An 18,786-nucleotide genomic window follows, 5' to 3' on the forward strand; every position below is an offset into this window, starting at 1 on the left:
GCTAATGTCAGGTTTAGGGAGGGAAATGCAGTGGTAAAAATCTAAATAGTCGCGAAGTATCGTCATGGTTCGTGTCCTCACCAACCACTAAAAGCATCAACCTTCAACTCTAACATCAGCGATTGTGTCTTATGGTTAAAAGTTTTGAAAAGCAGTTGTATTGCTACTATTAAGCGTCAGTCCTGCCAATGCTGCAAGTCCTCAGCAAATGAAGGATTTGCTTCCGGGCTTTCCGCTAATGTCAGGTTTATGTGGGAAATGCATGGTATTAATAGAAATGAGAACCTTCTTTGTGCCTCCGTGCCTTAGTGGTAAAACCTAAAAGTATTATTACTTTGTAATCATGCTATTCTCTCTCCCGCCGTGGTTCGTGTCCTCACCAATGCTATTAACTTAAGCTATTTATATGTTTGGTGAGCTCTGTTTTTCCTCTTTTTAAATGTTACCCTAATAAAGCTTCTGTCTGGTTTTATGGGTATTTTAGAAGATGCTATTAGTTTAATAAGAGATTGAATGATATGCTCTGGGTTTAGCGTATTTAGTATTTGGATAATTACTTTTCTAACAAACCTGAAAGCATTTTGCCAATTGTATTTATATTTTAGTTTTCTTTTTTTGTTCTTGTCGATCTCCTGCTGTGCCTGGATGCCTAATAAAGCTACCAGATTCATCATAAATATATGTGCTTCAAACTCCTGGAATATTCCATCAGGTTTTCGACAACCAAACTGCTCTAGTTTCATCTTTGGTTTTAGTTTTTTAAAGCCTTCTTCTACAGGCCATCTTAGGCCATAAAGCACTTTCATATTCTCTGTGCAGATATCATTCATATCAAATAAGGAAGAAACAAGTATTTCTATCTCTCCAGTTTTCAATTGGATTTTTGTAACCCTAACAACGATTTTTTCAGTATTTAACCCATGTTTTAAACAGGATTTTCTTTCATTTGGGCTTGGATCCCACTCTGTTATAAAATCGTTTTCAGTCTGTTGGGTTATCCGTTTTGCAAAACAGGACTGAGCGGTGCTTATGCGAATGCAGAAATTCTGTTTTACTGCGTAAAGGCTTTTGCAGATATGAAAATATCCAAACCCCCGGTCTAAAATAACTATGGATTTACGGCCTGGGAGTTCTTCAATGCATGCATCAAAAAGTGTTTTTTCTGTTTTCTCCATCTTTGATATCCTTTTAGAAAGAATTGCCCCACTAAAAACATCATAAAACATAAAAATCTGTGCTAAACAACTTTTTACACTACCACCTTTTTCTGAATAGATTCCAAAAAAGTCTTTTATCTGCCTGGAAGGTGGTAACCCAACAGTAGAGCCATCACCGGCAATCAATTGATATCCCCTCCAAAGTTGTGAAGGGTTCTGTTTGTGGTAATCTGCCAGTATTTTGTTCAGATCCTTAAAAAAGGAGATGGATATTTTATATCGAGCCTTAGAAAAAGCTGCACCTGTTACCGCTTTTGAGGATAAACTAGGCAAAATTGTAGAAAGATTATACTCTACAGATTCTTTAAAAAGATTTAATACGATAGATACAACAACAGGGAAGCTTAAACTCCGCTTACGGGTAAAAAAGATTGGTTCTTTAAGGTATTGGGAAAAACTGTTTTTATCCTGAATGAAATCAAATGTTTTTTTTAGGAGCCACTTTATGTTGCTCCAATTTTTGATTCGAAGAAATTATACTCATTTACTTTACTTGTTTAATAGTTAAATATCAACATAATAATTTGATTTTCAAATATTTAAAACACTAAGTTAATAACATTGGTGTCCTCACGAACCGCTAAAATCATCAACTTCTCATCAGCAATAAAAATGAGCGCAAAAAAATAGCCCATATTACTATGAGCTATTTGTTATTCTTGTCCCTTTTAAGAGATTTAGAGGCTAATATGCCCTTTGATTATTTCCTTCTTTCCAGTTCACAAAAGCTTTATTAACCACTTTGTTGCCACCTGGTGTAGGATAATTTCCGGAGAAATACCAATCACCTTTGTTTTTCGGACAAGCCTCATGTAGGTTCTCTAAACTTTGGTAAATGACTTCAACCTCAGCAACAGTACCTTTTGGGGTAATAATCTGTGCAATTTTAGCTGAAATTTCTTCAGGAGTAAAGGGTTTATAAATTTCCTTAACGTGGTTTACAATTTCCTCCTTAGGTAAAAGTAACGAAGCTTTACATTTGGTGTAAACATCTTCGATCACCTGCCACATCCCACGCTCGGTAAGCAACTGGATTGCTGCATCAAAAGCCACAAACTGCCCCATTCTGCTCATATCGATACCATAACAATCAGGGTAACGGATCTGAGGTGCAGAAGAAACAATAATGATTTTTTTAGGGTGTAAACGGTCCACAATTTTAATGATACTCTGCTTTAAGGTAGTACCACGAACGATCGAGTCATCAAGTGCAACTAAAGTATCCTGGTGGTTATTGATAATACCATAAGTAGTATCATAAACGTGTGCCACCATTTCACTCCGGTCTGCGTCTTGGGTAATGAAAGTTCTCAGTTTAACATCCTTAACGGCCAGCTTTTCTACACGTGGTGCTAAAGATAACAGGTCTTCAAGCTGCTGATCTGTAAGTGTTTCTTTTTTATGTAACAGGATATCTTTCTGGTGCCTGCGTACATATTGCTGAACACCATCAACCATTCCGAAAAACGCCACTTCTGCCGTATTTGGAATAAATGAGAATACTGTATTTTTTAAATCGTAATTAACAGCCTGAAGGATTTTATCGCTTAATAAACGACCTAACTGTTTACGCTCACGATAAATTTCAACATCACTTCCTTTTGAGAAATAGATGCGCTCGAACGAGCAGGATAACCTTTCAGTAGGCTCACGGAATTGCTCCATGCTTACCTCACCGTTTTTCTTAATGATTAAAGCATGACCCGGATCGATCTCTTTAACATCTTTAAACTGGATATTGAATGCGGTTTGTAAAGCTGGTCTTTCCGAAGCCGCTACCACAATCTCATCGTCATAATAATAATATGCCGGACGGATACCTGCCGGATCGCGCATAATGAAAGAATCGCCATTACCCACCATACCACAGATCGAATAACCTCCATCCCATGTTTTGGCCGAGCGGCGAAGAATATTCGCGATATCTAAATTATCAGATATTTTGTGTGTAATTGCAACGTTATCATGCCCTTCTTTTTTGTAATGATCGAAAAGCTCCTGGTTTTCATCATCTAAAAAGTGACCGATTTTTTCCAATACCGTAACGGTATCTGCTTTTTCTTTTGGATGCTGACCTAACTCGTACAATTGCTCCAATAACTCATCAACATTCGTCATGTTAAAGTTACCTGCAATTACCAGGTTACGTGTCATCCAGTTGTTTTGCCTTAAAAAAGGGTGGCAATTTTCGATGCTGTTTTTACCATGCGTACCATAACGCAAATGGCCCATTAACACCTCGCCGATAAAGCTTACGTTGTTTTTGAGCCATTCTGTATCCTGCATTAATTCAGGGGTGTTTTCCTGGATATCGACAAATTTGTTCTGTACATATTCGAAGATATCTGCTACCGCATTAGATGCCATGCTCCGGTATCGGCTAATGTACCTACTGCCCGGTTTCATATCCAGCTTAATGGTGGCAATACCTGCGCCATCCTGGCCCCGGTTATGCTGTTTCTCCATTAAAAGGTATAATTTGTTAAGGCCGTAAAGTGCTGTACCGTACTTTTGCTGGTAGTAAGAAAGTGGTTTTAACAGGCGAATAAAAGCGATTCCGCATTCGTGTTTTATCTGATCACTCATTGTGTGGGTTTGAAGCCGCAAAGTTATCCTTTTAAACCATTACAACCTAAACAAAAATGTTTTCTTTTGTCACAACGGGGTTAATTTGGAATCATACAACTTAACGTTATTTAGCAGTATTAAAATAATTTAAAACGATAAGTTATTAAAAGGGTTAAAATTAAGTAATGGAGAAAAAGATGCAGTTGTTGCCTTTTTAGAAGCATTATCTTCGCCTACAGTGCTGACCAGGATAGCGCGATTGCCACTGTAATTAGCTTGGAGTATTGGGTTTGGAGTTTGGAGCAATTACGGACAAGATGTCCAGCACAAAAAATTGTTTACCCTTTCTTTACCTGTTGTTTACCCTTCCTGTACACCAAGTTAACCCCAGGTTAACCCTTTGGTTACCTATTCTTTACCTTTTGGTTACCTAAAAGGTAAAGCCAGGGCCTGCTTTAGGTCTTTATTTGGTAAGCCAGAGCCGATGCTGCCCGCCGGCTGGTACCTGGAGGAAGTGTAAAAAATCGTTTTAAATGCATTCAAACCTGCTTTAAAAGGGTCATAGGGCTGCCAAAGAATATCCTCAATCCGATAAAATTTCTCTTAGTGAACAGTATTAACCAGACTGTTGCAATTTAGTAATTTACATTTGACAGTTAACCTATTTTAGCTGGCGGTGGCCTGTCAACCATTCAACAATCTGGCAAATTCAACAATCCATATCCATCACATCTTATTTGATTTCAGCGCTTCTCCAAAAAAAACAGAGGCATGTTCATCAAAAGCTGCAGGATCACCGCTGGTATAAAAATGTCTTTCGCCCTGTTTAGCTAATTTTTCTTCGATCTCAGGATGTCGCTTTAAATAACCAGCTAAACTGCTGGCTACAATCTCGCCTTGCGTTAAAACGCTTATATGATTTGGAAATACTTTCTTCAGTTTAGGCATTAATAAAGGATAGTGCGTACAAGCCAATAACACACAATCAATATCTGCAGATTGGCTCAATAACTGATCACAATATTCATTGATAAAAAAATCTGCTCCCGGCTCCAGGTGTTCGTTGTTTTCGATCAGTGGAACCCACATTGGACAGCTTTGCTGGTAAACCTTAATCTCAGGAAAAAATTTATTGATCTCCAAAAGATAAGATTGAGAATTAACCGTTCCCCTGGTTCCCATTACCCCAACTTGTTTCGTGATGGTATATCCATCAATAACCTCTGCCGTAGGCCTGATTACGCCCAATACCCTTCTATCGGGATACTTAGCAGGAAGATCTATCTGCTGGATTGTCCTGAGCGCTTTTGCCGAAGCCGTATTACAGGCCAGGATCACCAAATGGCATCCTTTAGCAAAAAGCCATTCTACGCATTCTAAAGTATATTTATAAATGGTCTCGAAAGAATGATCGCCATAAGGCGAACGTGCATTATCGCCTAAATAGATGTAATTATAATCGGGCAATTTATCTGCAATAGAACGAAAAACCGTTAAGCCACCATAACCTGAATCAAAAATACCTATTGGAGATGTACGCTGCATTGTGGTGGAAATTGGAATGTTAGAAAGTTGTAAAGTTAGTTGAAAATTGGAATGTTAGTGTTAGTTTGAATGTTGAAATATTTAAAACTCTTGGATAAAAACTTCCAATAAGAAAGTTGTTATTTCGAGCGGAGTGCAACATAGTCGAGACCCGAAGGCTCTGCCAAGCAAATCTTGCCAGATAGATCTCTCCATTCAGCATTGCTCCAGTCAAGATGACGACAATCTAGATAAATCGGTGATTGGAAATCCTAAAAACAAAAAAGCGGAACTAAGTTAAACTTAATTCCGCCATATATCTTGAACTGGTAAGGAGACTCTCGACTCCGAACTCATGACTCAGGACTATTTTTTAGGTGCCGCTGGTTTTGCTGCAGTTGCAGTGATTCCTAATTTAGTTTTTACTGAAGCAGTAATATCATCACCACCTTCCCAGAAAACTAAATTGTTACCACCTTGTCCGTTTGCGATATCGAAAACGTAAGCTAAACCTTTTTCTTTAGCTACAGCAGAAATTGCAGTTGCAACTTTAGCCTGGATAGGTTGAAATAATTCACCTTGTTTAGTACCTATATCCTGTGAAGCTTTAGTACGCGCATCAGTAATGCGTTTTTCTAAATCCTGTAATTCCTGACCTGCAGCTTGTAATTCTTTACCTACTGATTCTTTGTTAGCTTCACTTAAAGTTTTTTGTTTAGCTTCTGCAGCAGACATTTTGCTTTGATATTCTTTGATCATTGCATCGATATCGGCTTGCTTTTGTTTACCTAAGGTTTCTAAAGTAGTTTGAGCTGCTTTAGCTTCAGGTAAATTTGCAAAAACCTCCTCTGAATTAATGTGACCCAATTTTTGTTGTGCACTTGCCATATTCGCTGTAAACAATAACCCTGCTGCTACAAAGAATACGTTAATTAACTTTCTCATCGTTTTATTTTACTTTTTTATTTTTTTCTAATTGTTTTCCTTCAAAAATCAGGGGCGAATATACTAATTATTTACAGTCCCTGGTTTATAACCTAATTTTACAATTACGTCATTACTAACATCGTAACTGCTACTTGCATAAATCATCATTGTTGCTTCACTGCTCTTGTCGAAAATGAAGTCTAAATATTTTGATTTTGCAATCTGTTTAATAGCCTCGGCTACTTTATCCTGAATAGGCTTAATTAATTTTACCCTGCTTTGAAAAAGATCCCCGTCTGGCCCAAACTTAGAACGTTGAAATTCTTTAGCCTGTTTTTCTTTTTCTATGATTTCGTTTTCACGTCGTTTGCGCATATCATCAGTTAACAAAACCTGATCTGCCTGATAAGCCTTGTACATCCTGTCAATTTCAGAAAAATTCTGATCAACCTGTTGTTGCCATTGTTTAGATGCTACATCTAACTGACTGAGTGCCGATTTATATTCTGGTAAATGTTTCAAAATATACTCCGTGTCTACATAAGCAAACTTCTGTGCAAAAGCACCAAAAGAAGTGCAAAGCAGGAATGCGATAAAAAGATACTTCTTCATTTGTGTGTGTGTTAATGATATAATAATAACCTAAGCTTTCTTTAAACTCCTCTTTTAATATTTTATTGTCCTAAATTTAATTTTCACAAAGATACTATCAAATAGCAAAAGCCCAAGTAAACTTGGGCTTTTAACTTTTTTTAACAAAAAATAACTGTTAATTTATAACTATCGTGTGCACAAAAGACTGAGTAGGGTCATTGTAGCCTACTTTATAATTCCAATTAATAGTTAAATCTTGTTGATGCTCTAAATTAAAAGCAATATAAAAATTTGTATCAGTTGCTGGTCCAGAAGGAGCTCCTCCATTGGTTATACCATCAATTCTACCCCATGCCAATTGAGAGTCTCTCCACTCTTTGCCTCCAAATGCGCCTCCTTTTCTAAACACTTGTCCTCTCATTATTACATTATAAGATGTATTTACAAAATTAACCTGACCTGTTATTTCACAATGCGCCCTTTCTGGTCTTCCTGTAGACTCAAACTCTTGGGAACGATGATACCTAATTCCCTGAAATGCGCCACTAACATATGTTATTTCACCAGAGGTAGTTACTTCTCCATCAGAATTAATAACAGATAACTTCTCGCCCGACTTAGCATTTACAGAACTTCGGCCTCCTAAATTAGCTTTAACTGGAATTTCAATCATTTTGTAATTTGCACTAACATCATGTGATTTAACTCTTTCATTATTTTCAAAATAATTAGCATTTTTTAATATATCCTTATACAAATTAAAATCCTCATTATTAATTAAATATTCGTTATTACCATTCAAAAGAAAAATTTTACCTCCTATGATTAAGGATGCATCACTATTCAATAATCGTGCAAATACAGGATCTGCGACATAGACTTTTGGTTGTTTACCTTGTACGGTGTCTAATGCTAAACTTTTGATACCATAGTGGCCGATTATTTCTTCTACCTCTTTTAGAGGTAATTTGTGAAATTTGGAAATCGTTTGATCAAATTCCTGTTGATTTTTAAAATTCAACATTCCATTTTTCACCAAGACAGCTTCATTTTCATTCACAGAAGCTTCACCTGCATTCTTTTTACATGAATTTAATGTCAATAAAGAAAAGCTTGCTAACAGGAAGGTCAGCGCTACGTTTTTTGTTTTCATAGATTTTATATACATGGAACAAACATAGACATGTAATTTTAAATATACAACTAAAAAAATAGTAATAATATAAATAACACCTTAATCAACTGTAATACAGTGACTATAAAATATACTTTATATGATGTTAAATTTTACAAAAACAATCTGTACCAAAGTTATGCACCAGATTAAAATACTTTGTCTAAAAATAAATCTATAGAAATGGATAGCAGATATTAAAAAATTGGGGCAAAAAAAAAGGTGCTCCAAAGAACACCTTTTTTAAGTTATTTTTTTTTAAAATCCACCTAATTGTTGTGCGATACTAAAAGTAAAGTTTTGCTTACCGCCATCTGCTATTCCAGGGATCCTATCAAATGCGTGTCCGTAATCAATACCTAATAAACCAAATATAGGTAAGAAGATACGTGCACCTACACCAACTGATCTTCTCACATTAAAAGGATTAAAATCACCAAATCTATTCCAGGTGTTACCGGCCTCTGCAAAGGCTAAAACAAAGGCTGTAGCTTGCTGACTTGCTATAACCGGATAGCGCGCCTCTAGTACATATTTCGTATAAATAGGGCTACCAGACTGCTGAGCAATTCTTGGATCAGAACCATTTGGAATAACGGTGTTGTTTGCATAACCACGCATCGCGATTAGTTCAGATCCTTGTAAGAAATCGAATCCCTGCATACCATCACCACCCAATTTGAAACGCTCAAATGCGGATTGACCTACTGCCTGGCTATATTGCCCTAAGAAACCAAATTGTGCCTGTGCCTTAACTACTAAGTTACCTGCAACACGTTGGTACCATTGCGAATCGAATTTCCATTTATGGTATTCGGTAAAACGGTATTTTTCTTTATCAGATGCCGTTGCATAATTCACTTTGTTGAATAATGAATATGGTGGCGTTGCCTGAACAGTAAAACGGATAAATGATCCCGATTTAGGGAAGATTGGCGAATCTCTTGAATCGCGGCTAATTTCTTGTGATAAACTTAAGTTATATGATGTACCATTTTTAAATAAATATCCTTCATAGTTATTTAAAATGTACTGTTGCATGCTAATTGAATGGGATAACTGAAAATAGTTATCTGGCCAGTTTAATCTTCTACCTAAACTAACGGTTACCCCATTTAAACGGATTTTTTGAAATAGCGGGTCGCTGCTGCTGATACCGTTAGATTGTAATGAGGTAAATGCACTCACTCCAAAGCTTACCGGTTTCTCACCACCAAACCAAGGTTGTGAGAATGAGAAGCTATATGATTGGTAATATTTACCGTTGGTTTGACCACGTAAGCTTAATTTCTGCCCGTCACCTTTTGGCAATGGCTTATATGCTTTTAAATTAAATAAGTTACGTAACGAAAAGTTATTGAAAGTTAAACCTAATGTACCAATGACACGGCCACCACCAAAACCACCTGAAAGTTCGATTTGATCTGAAGGTTTCTCTTCTACTGCATATTCGATATCTACAGTACCATCTGCCGGGTTAGGGCGAGGTGTAGGTACCGTTTTCGACTCGTCGAAGTTACCTAATTGCCCAATTTCGCGAATGGTACGGATTAAATCACTTTTGTTAAATTTCTGTCCTGGTTTGGTACGGATCTCACGTAAAACAACCTTATCATTTGTAATGGTATTACCTTTTATAGTAATGCGGTTGTTGGTATATTGCGGTCCTTCGTACATGCGTAATTCCACATCAACAGTATCGCCATAAATTTTGGTCTGTACCGGATCGATATTAAAAGTTAAATATCCATTATCGGTATACATGCTGTTAATGTCGCCACCGTTTTCGCCACCACCATTTAATTTTTTATTTAATTTTTCTTCGCTAAAAACATCACCTTTTTCAATAGTTAATACTTTTTTCAAAATACTATCCGGATAAATGGCATTACCTGCCCAGGTTATATTCCCGAAATAATACTTTTTACCTTCGTAAAGGTCCATTCTAATATTAACTTTTTTCTGATTATACTGGTAAATGGTATCTTTTAATAATTCCGCATCACGATAACCTTTTTCGTGCATTTTAGCAATCATTTTAACCTTATTCTCTTCGTATTTTTCTTTTGCGAATTTTCCGGAACCCCAAAAACGCCACCACGCAAACTGTTTAGGGTTTTTAAGGTATTTTCTCAGTTTTGCTGATTTGAAATCTTTATTTCCCGTAAAATCGATATGCTGAACTTTAACACGGTGACCTTTATCAATATATGCTTCTAATACCACACTATTTTCTGCATTCGGATCTTTACGCGTTTTGTAATCGATTTTGGTAAAGAAAAAGCCTTTATCCAATAAGTATTTCTTAACAATGGCCGATGTGGTATTATATAAGTTATCGTTTACGATTTTACCCGTCTTATCATTTAACTTTTCCTGAATGGCCGTTTTTTCAGATTTACGGATACCTTTTAAATCGATAGAACTTAAACGCGGACGTTCCACTACTTCAATTTCAAAATAAACAGAATCCTGAACAAATTTTTCGATGTTAAGTTTAACATCATCAAACAATCCCTGTGCCCACAACGTTTTAATTGCATCAGAAGTTGCTTCCCCAGGAAGAACGATTTTATCGCCTTTAGTTAATTTAGATAAGGTGATTAATACTTCTTTATCTAAATATTGGGTTCCGGTTACCGTTGTACCTCCAATAATATATTCTTTTGGACTAAAATAATCGAGATCTAAGCCACCGACCTTTAAAGAAGGGGTTACCGGAGCCTGACCTTGTGGACGTACTTGAGCGAAGGCCGGAGCGGCTAAAACTAGTAGGATTAAAACTTGAAATATTCTTTTCATTAAAATTATTTGTTCAGTAATGACCAAAAGGTAACGCTATTTTATAAAGCAAAATTACTTTATGTTGTTCCCTTATTATGGTTTCATTTATCGTATAAAAGTGGTGCTAAGTTAGCTTAAACGCTTGTTAAAAAGTGTTAAAAGAAAAATTAGTTTAATTGCTCGCTAATTTTACCAAAACGACGTTCGCGTTTTTGATAGTCTACAATGGCCTCGAAAAGATCTTCACTTCTGAAATCCGGCCATAAAACATCAGTAAAATAAAACTCGGTATAAGCCATTTGCCAAAGCAGATAATTGCTGATACGGTGTTCGCCACTGGTCCTGATCATGAGTTCAGGATCGGGCATATTTACAGTAGTTAGTTTCGATGAAAACAGGTCTTCATTAATATCATCCAAAGAAATGGTATTGTCTTTTACCGCTGAAGCAATTTTTTTGGTGGCCTCTAAAATCTCCCATTTCGCGCTATAACTTAATGCCAGTGTTAAAGTGCATTTTTTGTTATGGGCTGTTTTTTCCATGGCTTCATTTAAATCATTAATACACTCTTGAGGTAAAGATTCAATATTGCCAATGGCATTCAGCTTAATATTTTTTTTATTAAGTGTTTCGGTTTCGTTGTTGATGGTAGAAATCAGAATCTGCATCAAAGCATCTACCTCTTCTTTGGGCCTGTTCCAGTTTTCAGTAGAAAAAGCATATAAAGTAAGGTATTCAATACCTATGTCTACACAGCCTTCTACAATGTCTTTTACAGAAAGCACACCTTGTTCATGTCCGAAAACCCGCACTTTGCCCTGGCCTTTTGCCCATCTTCCATTACCATCCATGATTACGGCAATGTGCTTTGGCAGGCGGCTATAGTCTATTTGTTCTTTAAATCCCATTAATTATGTCAAAATCAGCTTAAAAGGAATAGCATTTTGAGGATACAAAGGTAAAAGATATGCCAACACTAACAAATAGATAAGTGTCCCTTTTTCGAAAATCGCCTCTTTGTGTTCCCGGCTGTCCAATTTTATAGCGTGAAGGATCGGATAAATTAACCTGATTTTGGCCATTTCCAACAATCACTTGGTTAACCGGATAACGGCCACTTACATCATCAATATAATCAGTAGCAGGTGTTCTATAGCCCAGTTCGGTAAAAATGCTCCAGGTATCTTTGTAATTATACCTTAAGCCCAGGCCATAAGGAATGGTTAAAACGGCATTTTTATATCCATTTTCCTGTCCTTCGGTGGCCAGACGATCTAACCGGTAACGCTCGCCATTTACTTTTACCGTTGGTTTAAATACTAGTAACCCCACCCCCGTAAACAGGTATGGCGTAAATTGACGCGTTCCGCCACCAAGGTTAAAATTAAAAAAATTAAAATCTACCAGTCCGCTAAATTCGTTCAGTGATGTTTTAAAACGCAGGTTTCTTTCTCTGAACTGCTCATTGCCGGAATAGTAATCATCAGCTTTTACCTGCCCGTAAGTATAATTTAAACGGACACCCAGGTATTGGTTAAAGTTGCGCTTCACATAAAGTCCGCCAGACAGACCACTGAGATATAAAGGATTATTCTGATTAAGATCGCCCATATAACCGGCACCACCAGCCATTACACCAAGTTCCCAGGAAGGTTCACCGATCACTGCACGCTGTGCCTGGACAAGCTGCCCGCTCAAGATGAAAAAGAAAATAATTAATAGCTGTTTGCCTGGCGCCATACTTAGTAGTTACGGGTATCAATTCCCCATAATAATTTATTCCTTAACGTCTTCAAGTAGGTTTCATTATTAAGGCGGATAAGATTTATGCAAAAATCTGCCTTTTTTATGCTAATTTTTACTGAACGCTCTACGGTAACGGTTCGGCTATCGCACGAAACCAAAAATTTTGATTCCCTCGCTTCAACCTCAAAAGAGAGTTTATTATCATCTGGCACAACCACAGGCCTTACATTTAAGTTATGCGGTGCAATGGGTGTAATTACAAAATTTTCAGAATCCGGATAAATGATTGGTCCACCGCAGCTTAAAGAGTATGCTGTAGAGCCGGTTGGGGTAGCTATAATTAGTCCGTCAGCCCAATAAGAGTTGATAAACTCGTTGTTCATTGAAGCGTGGATAATCATCATAGCCGAATTATCGCGACGGTGAATCGTAATATCGTTTAACGCAAAGTTTTCTTCACCAAATAAACGATTATCGGATTCTAATGTTAAAAGTGACCTGGAATCTAAGGTATATTCTTTATTGATCAGGGCATTAAGTGCTGATCCAATTTCGTTTTTATTAATACTGGCCAAAAAACCCAGGCGGCCAAAGTTGATCCCGATTACGGGTATGCCCGAATTGCGGATCAAAGATAAGGTATCGAGTAAAGTACCATCTCCACCTAAGCTTAACAATACATCAGCATGGTCTTTGAGTTCGGCATGGTTATGAAAAATGATTGTATTTGAAGGCAGTTTTATTTTACCATGAAGGGATGTTTTAAATTTAGAATATAAAACAGGCTGAATACCGTGTTCGGCTAAATGATTAAAAACCTCTTGTACATAGGGCAAAACCGTATCATTAAAATCTCTGCCGTAAATTGCAATCCTCATAAAGTAGGTTTATACATTTAAATAGTTCATGAAAGAATCGTAACGCTCCTGCGATCCATCATCAATCTGGGTATTATTGTACACCTCTTTAACCAGATAATCATATCTTTCGAAAGAGGCTACCAATGAAGTGATTTCTGTTTTATTTACTTTGAGCGTTACTTCCAGACGTGTGGAATCTTCGAAAGAATTTACATAAGAAGAGAGTACCTGTGCATTATCGGCTTCAACAATCTGCGCAATATGAGCCAGAGAATTATCACGGTTACTAATCTCCAAAACAATAATTCCGCCAGGTTCATTTACTGCATACTGTTCGGCAACAGCATTTACCATATTACTGATAGGAATTAAACCAGCATAATTTTTCTGTTGATCCAGAACCGGAATAACGGTTAATTTTAACTGGCTAAATAACCTGATTACATCATAGGTATGCGCGTTATTCAACACAAAAACATTAAGCGTGTTTACAGCGCTATCGCTTAAAAGTGTATCATGATTATCAATATTTAATAAATCATCTTCAGAAACCAAACCCAATAAAGTTACCTCGTTAACAACCGGCAAATGCTTCAGTTTAAAATCGTTCATGCGATCTAAAGCTTTCTGCACCGTATCATCGGTTCTTAGTGATGGAATTGAATCTGATATGATTTCTGCTGCAAACATTTATTTCAACAATATTCTATCTAAAAATTTTTCTAAGTAAGCGTTAAATATCTGTGGGTGTTCCATCATAGGCGCATGCCCACATTTCTCAACCCAGTTTAATTCTGAGTTAGGCAATAATTGGTGGAATTCTTCTGCCACTTCTGGCGGAGTAACCTTATCGTTTTTGCCCCATATTAAGGAAACCGGTATGGTAATCTTCGAAAGGTCTTTAGACATATTGTGGCGTATTGCCGATTTTGCCATGGTTAAAATACGAATAACCCTTGATCTATCGTTAACCGTTTTAAAAACATCATCTACCAGTTCTTTAGTTGCCGTTGCCGGATCGTAAAAAGTAAATTCTACCTTTTCCTTAATATAATCGTAGCTCTCTCTACGTGGGAAAGACCCCCCAAAAGCATTTTCGTATAAACCAGAACTACCTGTAAGTACCAGCGCTTTAACAAATTCCTGATGAGCAACCGTAAATACCAGACCAACATGGCCACCAAGCGAATTACCAACAAGCACTACCTGGTTTAAATTTTTATATTTAAAAAAACGATGAAGATATCTCGACAATGCTTTTACGCCCAATGTTAAAATAGGGAGATCGTAAATTGGTAAAATTGGAATAATTACACGATAGCGATCTTTAAACTGTTCGATAACCAGTTCCCAATTGCTTAGTTCACCCATCAGGCCGTGTAGCAATACCAGTGTCTCGCCTGTTCCAGCTTCAATGTATTTAAATCCGTCTTCTTCTATTATCGGGTAAGTCATATCTATTTTAGATGGTATTGTGCTACTAAGTTAGTAGAGTAAAATTAAATTTATGCATTTATATGCCATTTTTCTGAAATAAAACCTAAAACGGTATAAAAACCTATTTATAAGTATCAAGAAGCAAGTAAACAGTATCAAGATACATATATTATTATCAGCTTTAGTCTTTCTGCTTTAAGCTCTACTAAGCTAGTTTTTCTTTAACAATCTCCGCAATTAATTTACCGTCAGCTTTACCTGCAAGTTCCTTATTTGCCATGCCCATTACCTTCCCCATATCCTTAACCGATGTAGCACCAGATTGTTTGATTACTGCTTCGATAATTACAGCAACCTCAGCCCTATCTAGTTGTTTTGGCAAAAATTGGTTAATCACCTCAATTTCTTCTTCTTCTACCTGATACAAATCTTCACGATTTTGTTGCTTATAAATATCAGCAGATTCACGGCGTTGTTTAATCAGTTTCTGAAGAATTTTTAGTTCGGTTTCTTCCGTAATTTCTTCTGAAGATCCTTTCTCTGTTTTAGCCAAAAGTAAGGCTGCTTTTATTGCTCTTAAACCTCTTAACTGTGCATTGTTTTTAGCCAACATGGCTTTTTTTATTTCCTGATCTATTGTAGTTGATATCATTTCTTTTAATTGTTTAATTGCAGGATTGCTAAATTGTTAACTGCAAATTGCCAACTGAAAACTTATACTCTATTTATAATTGTTGCGGTAGCCTGTGCGGTTGGCATAATCAGCATATCGTTAATGTTAACATGTTTTGGCCGGCTCACAACATACCAAATGGCATCGGCAATATCGCCGGCAATTAGCGGCTCCAGGTTTTCGTAAACCTTTTTCGCCCGGTCTTCATCACCTTTAAAACGTACCACCGAAAATTCTGTTTCTACCATGCCTGGATTAATTTCGGTAACCTTAATGCCATGGGGCAATAAATCGATGCGCATGCCTTTACTCAAAGCATCTACAGCATGTTTACTTGCACAATATACGTTTCCATTTGGATAAACTTCTTTCCCGGCAATAGAACCGATATTAATAATATGACCCGATTGATTTGGGATCATCCAGTTGGAAACAATTTTGGTTACATAAAGCAAGCCTTTTACATTGGTATCAATCATGGTGTCCCAATCATTGGTATCACCTTTATCAATGGGGTCCAAACCCTGACTTAAACCCGCATTGTTGATCAAAACATCAACCTTTTTCCATTCTGCCGGCAAAACTTCTAAAGCAGTGGTAAGACTTTCTTTATCGCGAACATCTGCCAAAACCTGTTTAATCGTAATGGCATATTTGTCTTCTAAATGGTGTGCAATTTTAGCCAGGCGATCTTCTCTGCGGGCCAATAATACCAGGTTATAACCTTGTTGAGCGAATATATGTGCACAAGCTTCGCCAATACCAGAAGTTGCACCTGTAATTAATGCGATTTTAGACATTTTTATGAATTTTAAGTCTGGGTAATCTTTTAAGATAACGTTCTTGATTTACCTGTACCAGCAAAGGTAAGTTTTTTTGGATTGCAGGGCTATTGAAAAATCAAACTGAATGTTAATTGACGTAATTTCAACTTATCTATCGGGTTAGCATAAACAGTATTGTCGTGCTGAAGCAAATCATTGGCCGAATACGACAGTTTTATTTCGGGCGACATTTTAAAATACTCGAAATAAATATCGAAACCAATACCTGTTTCGTATGACAGGTAATTTCTATTATTTTTTAAAAACTTATTTACGGCCGTTTCGCCTTCATCGAAGGTTTTCTTTTTCGAAGCTATATCTATAGAATATTTAGCACCACCTAACCAATATACCCTAAAATTGTTCAGCCGGTTCGATTTTACCTTTATACCTAATGGAAATTCGAACATCGTAGCCTGAACTTTTCTGTCTACCACCGTTTGGAAGTTTTTTGTTTGTCCGTTACCCAGATTAATCGGTGCCATTGGCTCATACTCGTAAGTGACTACCCTATCACTAAAAATTAGCGAGGGTGTTGCCCTGATATCAAAGTTATCAGAGATCATTCTATTCATTACAAAACCCAATCCAAAACCTTGAGATGGTGAACTAGAAATAGCATTTAATGTTGAGGTAGCCGGAATGCCTGAATTGGGATCGTAAGATGGATCGAGAGAATTTGGCACCTCATAAAAAGGCGACCGCCAATTTGGCTTCTTAAGGATTTTGTATTCGGCCGAGATGTACTGAAAATTAAAACCAAAACTCCAATCTTCATCATCTATTCCGCCACCCCAGTTTTGAGCAAAGGTGGTTGTAGAAATAATAAAAAATGAAAGAATGAGGCTTAATTTTCTGATCATTTGGTCCCTACATATATCGAACTTATTCCAAACGTTAAAATTCTTTGTTTGGTACTTTTAAACCCGACTTTTTCCATCAGGCTGGTAAAGTCTTCACCGTCTGGAAAAGCAGCTACCGATTCTGGCAAATAAGTGTAGGCCCTATGGTCTTTAGAAAAGAGTTTTCCAAAGAACGGTGTTACCTGTTTAAAATAAAAACTATACAATTGTTTTACCGGGAAAACCTTTGGTTTCGAAAATTCCAGTATCACCATTTTTCCATTGGGTTTTAACACCCTGTACATATCAGTTAATCCTTTTTCGAGATTTTCGAAATTACGCACGCCATAAGCGCAGGTGATGGCATCAAAAGTGTCGTTTTCGAAATGCAGGCCTTCAGAATCGCCTACCTGAACGGTAAAAACTTCATTTAAGCTGCGCTCGTTAATTTTCTTCTTTGCTACTTCTAACATTCCTTCAGAAATATCAACACCAATAACCTTTTCGGGATGCAGCTTTTTAATGGCTTCAAAAGCAAAATCGCCGGTTCCTGTAGCTACATCAAGTAAAGTTCTCGGATGGATGGAAACCAGTTCTTTAATGGCTTTTTTACGCCATAATACATCAATCCCTAAAGAAAGAAAATGGTTTAAAAAATCGTAAGTGCCCGAAATGTTGTTAAACATGGTTGCAACCTGCTCTTTTTTAGTTGCATCTTCTACTTGGTATGGAGTGATATTCTGATTCATGATATGGGGCAAAGATAGAGAAAAGTCGGGAGTCTTTAGTCCGGAGTCCGAAGTCTTTGGTGCAAAGTATTCAGTGTAATGTCAAAAATCATGTTTAAAAAATTATCGATTTGTACTTCGGACTTCCGACTTCGGACTTCGGACTCAAAACCCTACCTTTGCACCATGATTATCAAAACGGCAACATTTGTTTGCAGCAACACCCAGATCTCGGCATTACCGGTACCAACTATGCCCGAATATGCATTTATTGGTCGCTCTAACGTGGGTAAATCTTCATTAATCAATATGCTGGTTAATCAGCATGGATTAGCTAAAACCTCTCAACGTCCTGGAAAAACACAGTTGATTAACCACTTTTTAATTAACGAGGCCTGGTACATTGTCGATTTACCGGGTTATGGTTATGCCAAGGTTTCTAAAACCAGCAGAGAGAAATGGGAAAAGTTTATCCGCGCCTATATCACCAAAAGAGAGAGTTTACAATGTGTTTTTGTACTGATAGACAGCCGTTTAGAACCTCAGGGAATCGATATAGAATTTTGCTATTGGTTAGGTGAAAAACAGATCCCGTTTTCGCTAATTTTTACCAAAGCTGACAAACAAGGGATGACCACCACACAGAAAAATGTAGCTGCCTTTAAGAAAAAATTAGGCGAATTTTTCGAAGAGATTCCGGCCACCTTTATCAGTTCTGCCGAAAAAGGAACCGGAAAAGATGAAGTTTTAAATTTCATTTATGAGGTGAATAAAGATTTTGTTGTACCAACAGATTATAAAAAGTTTTAATTGGTTCATTAGTCATTAGTTCATTGGTCAATGGTTTGATAGTTCATAGCCGATAGCCTAAGTTTAATGGCCAATAGC

17 protein-coding genes are annotated in these 18,786 nt (G+C 37.0%); 1 reads left to right on the top strand and 16 read right to left on the bottom strand.

The annotated features are described in order from the left end of the window. Positions 1-398: 398 nt before the first annotated feature. The 16 genes from ACUN24_RS24535 to ubiE form a co-directional block, all read right to left on the bottom strand. Positions 399-1,682 (bottom strand): IS4 family transposase, encoded by a 1,284-nt coding sequence (locus ACUN24_RS24535; protein WP_445565126.1) that lies wholly within the window; start codon positions 1,680-1,682, stop codon positions 399-401. 219 nt (positions 1,683-1,901) lie between these two features. Then, positions 1,902-3,803, bottom strand: coding sequence for an amidophosphoribosyltransferase (locus ACUN24_RS24540; RefSeq protein ID WP_445564889.1), 1,902 nt, complete (start codon positions 3,801-3,803; stop codon positions 1,902-1,904). A 708-nt stretch (positions 3,804-4,511) separates the two neighbouring features. Beyond that, complete coding sequence (murI, locus tag ACUN24_RS24545; RefSeq protein WP_445564890.1) at positions 4,512-5,330, bottom strand: glutamate racemase; 819 nt, start codon at positions 5,328-5,330, stop codon at positions 4,512-4,514. Between the two features lie 345 nt (positions 5,331-5,675). Continuing rightward, on the bottom strand, positions 5,676-6,254 hold the full coding sequence (locus ACUN24_RS24550) for an OmpH family outer membrane protein (RefSeq protein ID WP_121283541.1): 579 nt from the start codon (positions 6,252-6,254) through the stop codon (positions 5,676-5,678). A gap of 63 nt (positions 6,255-6,317) precedes the next feature. Next, the gene (locus ACUN24_RS24555) at positions 6,318-6,848 is read right to left on the bottom strand and encodes an OmpH family outer membrane protein (protein ID WP_121283542.1); all 531 of its coding nucleotides are present in this window, start codon (positions 6,846-6,848) and stop codon (positions 6,318-6,320) included. Between the two features lie 157 nt (positions 6,849-7,005). Next, complete coding sequence (locus ACUN24_RS24560) at positions 7,006-7,983, bottom strand: hypothetical protein (protein ID WP_445564891.1); 978 nt, start codon at positions 7,981-7,983, stop codon at positions 7,006-7,008. 279 nt (positions 7,984-8,262) lie between these two features. Beyond that, positions 8,263-10,806, bottom strand: a complete 2,544-nt coding sequence (bamA, locus tag ACUN24_RS24565; RefSeq protein WP_445564892.1) for an outer membrane protein assembly factor BamA — start codon at positions 10,804-10,806, stop codon at positions 8,263-8,265. Positions 10,807-10,955: 149 nt separating this feature from the next. Further along, positions 10,956-11,696, bottom strand: coding sequence for an isoprenyl transferase (locus tag ACUN24_RS24570; RefSeq protein WP_445564893.1), 741 nt, complete (start codon positions 11,694-11,696; stop codon positions 10,956-10,958). A gap of 19 nt (positions 11,697-11,715) precedes the next feature. Beyond that, entirely contained in the window at positions 11,716-12,528 is an 813-nt protein-coding gene (gene porG, locus ACUN24_RS24575; RefSeq protein ID WP_445564894.1) for a type IX secretion system protein PorG, read from the bottom strand. Between the two features lie 2 nt (positions 12,529-12,530). After that, a complete protein-coding gene (locus tag ACUN24_RS24580) occupies positions 12,531-13,412 on the bottom strand; it encodes an NAD kinase (RefSeq protein ID WP_445564895.1) in 882 nt (293 codons plus the stop codon). Between the two features lie 9 nt (positions 13,413-13,421). Beyond that, entirely contained in the window at positions 13,422-14,084 is a 663-nt protein-coding gene (locus ACUN24_RS24585; RefSeq protein WP_193424797.1) for a CBS domain-containing protein, read from the bottom strand. Then, positions 14,085-14,849, bottom strand: coding sequence for an alpha/beta fold hydrolase (locus ACUN24_RS24590; protein WP_445564896.1), 765 nt, complete (start codon positions 14,847-14,849; stop codon positions 14,085-14,087). 187 nt (positions 14,850-15,036) lie between these two features. Next, positions 15,037-15,483, bottom strand: coding sequence for a GatB/YqeY domain-containing protein (locus tag ACUN24_RS24595; RefSeq protein ID WP_445564897.1), 447 nt, complete (start codon positions 15,481-15,483; stop codon positions 15,037-15,039). Positions 15,484-15,545: 62 nt separating this feature from the next. Next, positions 15,546-16,304, bottom strand: a complete 759-nt coding sequence (locus tag ACUN24_RS24600) for an SDR family oxidoreductase (protein ID WP_445564898.1) — start codon at positions 16,302-16,304, stop codon at positions 15,546-15,548. Between the two features lie 89 nt (positions 16,305-16,393). Next, positions 16,394-17,191: a type IX secretion/gliding motility protein PorT/SprT gene (gene porT, locus ACUN24_RS24605; protein ID WP_445564899.1), complete on the bottom strand. Its 798-nt coding sequence runs from the start codon at positions 17,189-17,191 to the stop codon at positions 16,394-16,396. Next, complete coding sequence (gene ubiE, locus ACUN24_RS24610) at positions 17,188-17,919, bottom strand: bifunctional demethylmenaquinone methyltransferase/2-methoxy-6-polyprenyl-1,4-benzoquinol methylase UbiE (RefSeq protein ID WP_445564900.1); 732 nt, start codon at positions 17,917-17,919, stop codon at positions 17,188-17,190. The genes porT and ubiE overlap by 4 nt, the downstream gene beginning before the upstream one ends. A gap of 165 nt (positions 17,920-18,084) precedes the next feature. Here ubiE and yihA point away from each other — a divergent pair, with 165 nt between their 5' ends. Next, positions 18,085-18,708, top strand: a complete 624-nt coding sequence (yihA, locus tag ACUN24_RS24615) for a ribosome biogenesis GTP-binding protein YihA/YsxC (protein WP_121283552.1) — start codon at positions 18,085-18,087, stop codon at positions 18,706-18,708. Positions 18,709-18,786: the final 78 nt, after the last annotated feature.

Source organism: Pedobacter sp. WC2501, assembly GCF_052682415.1.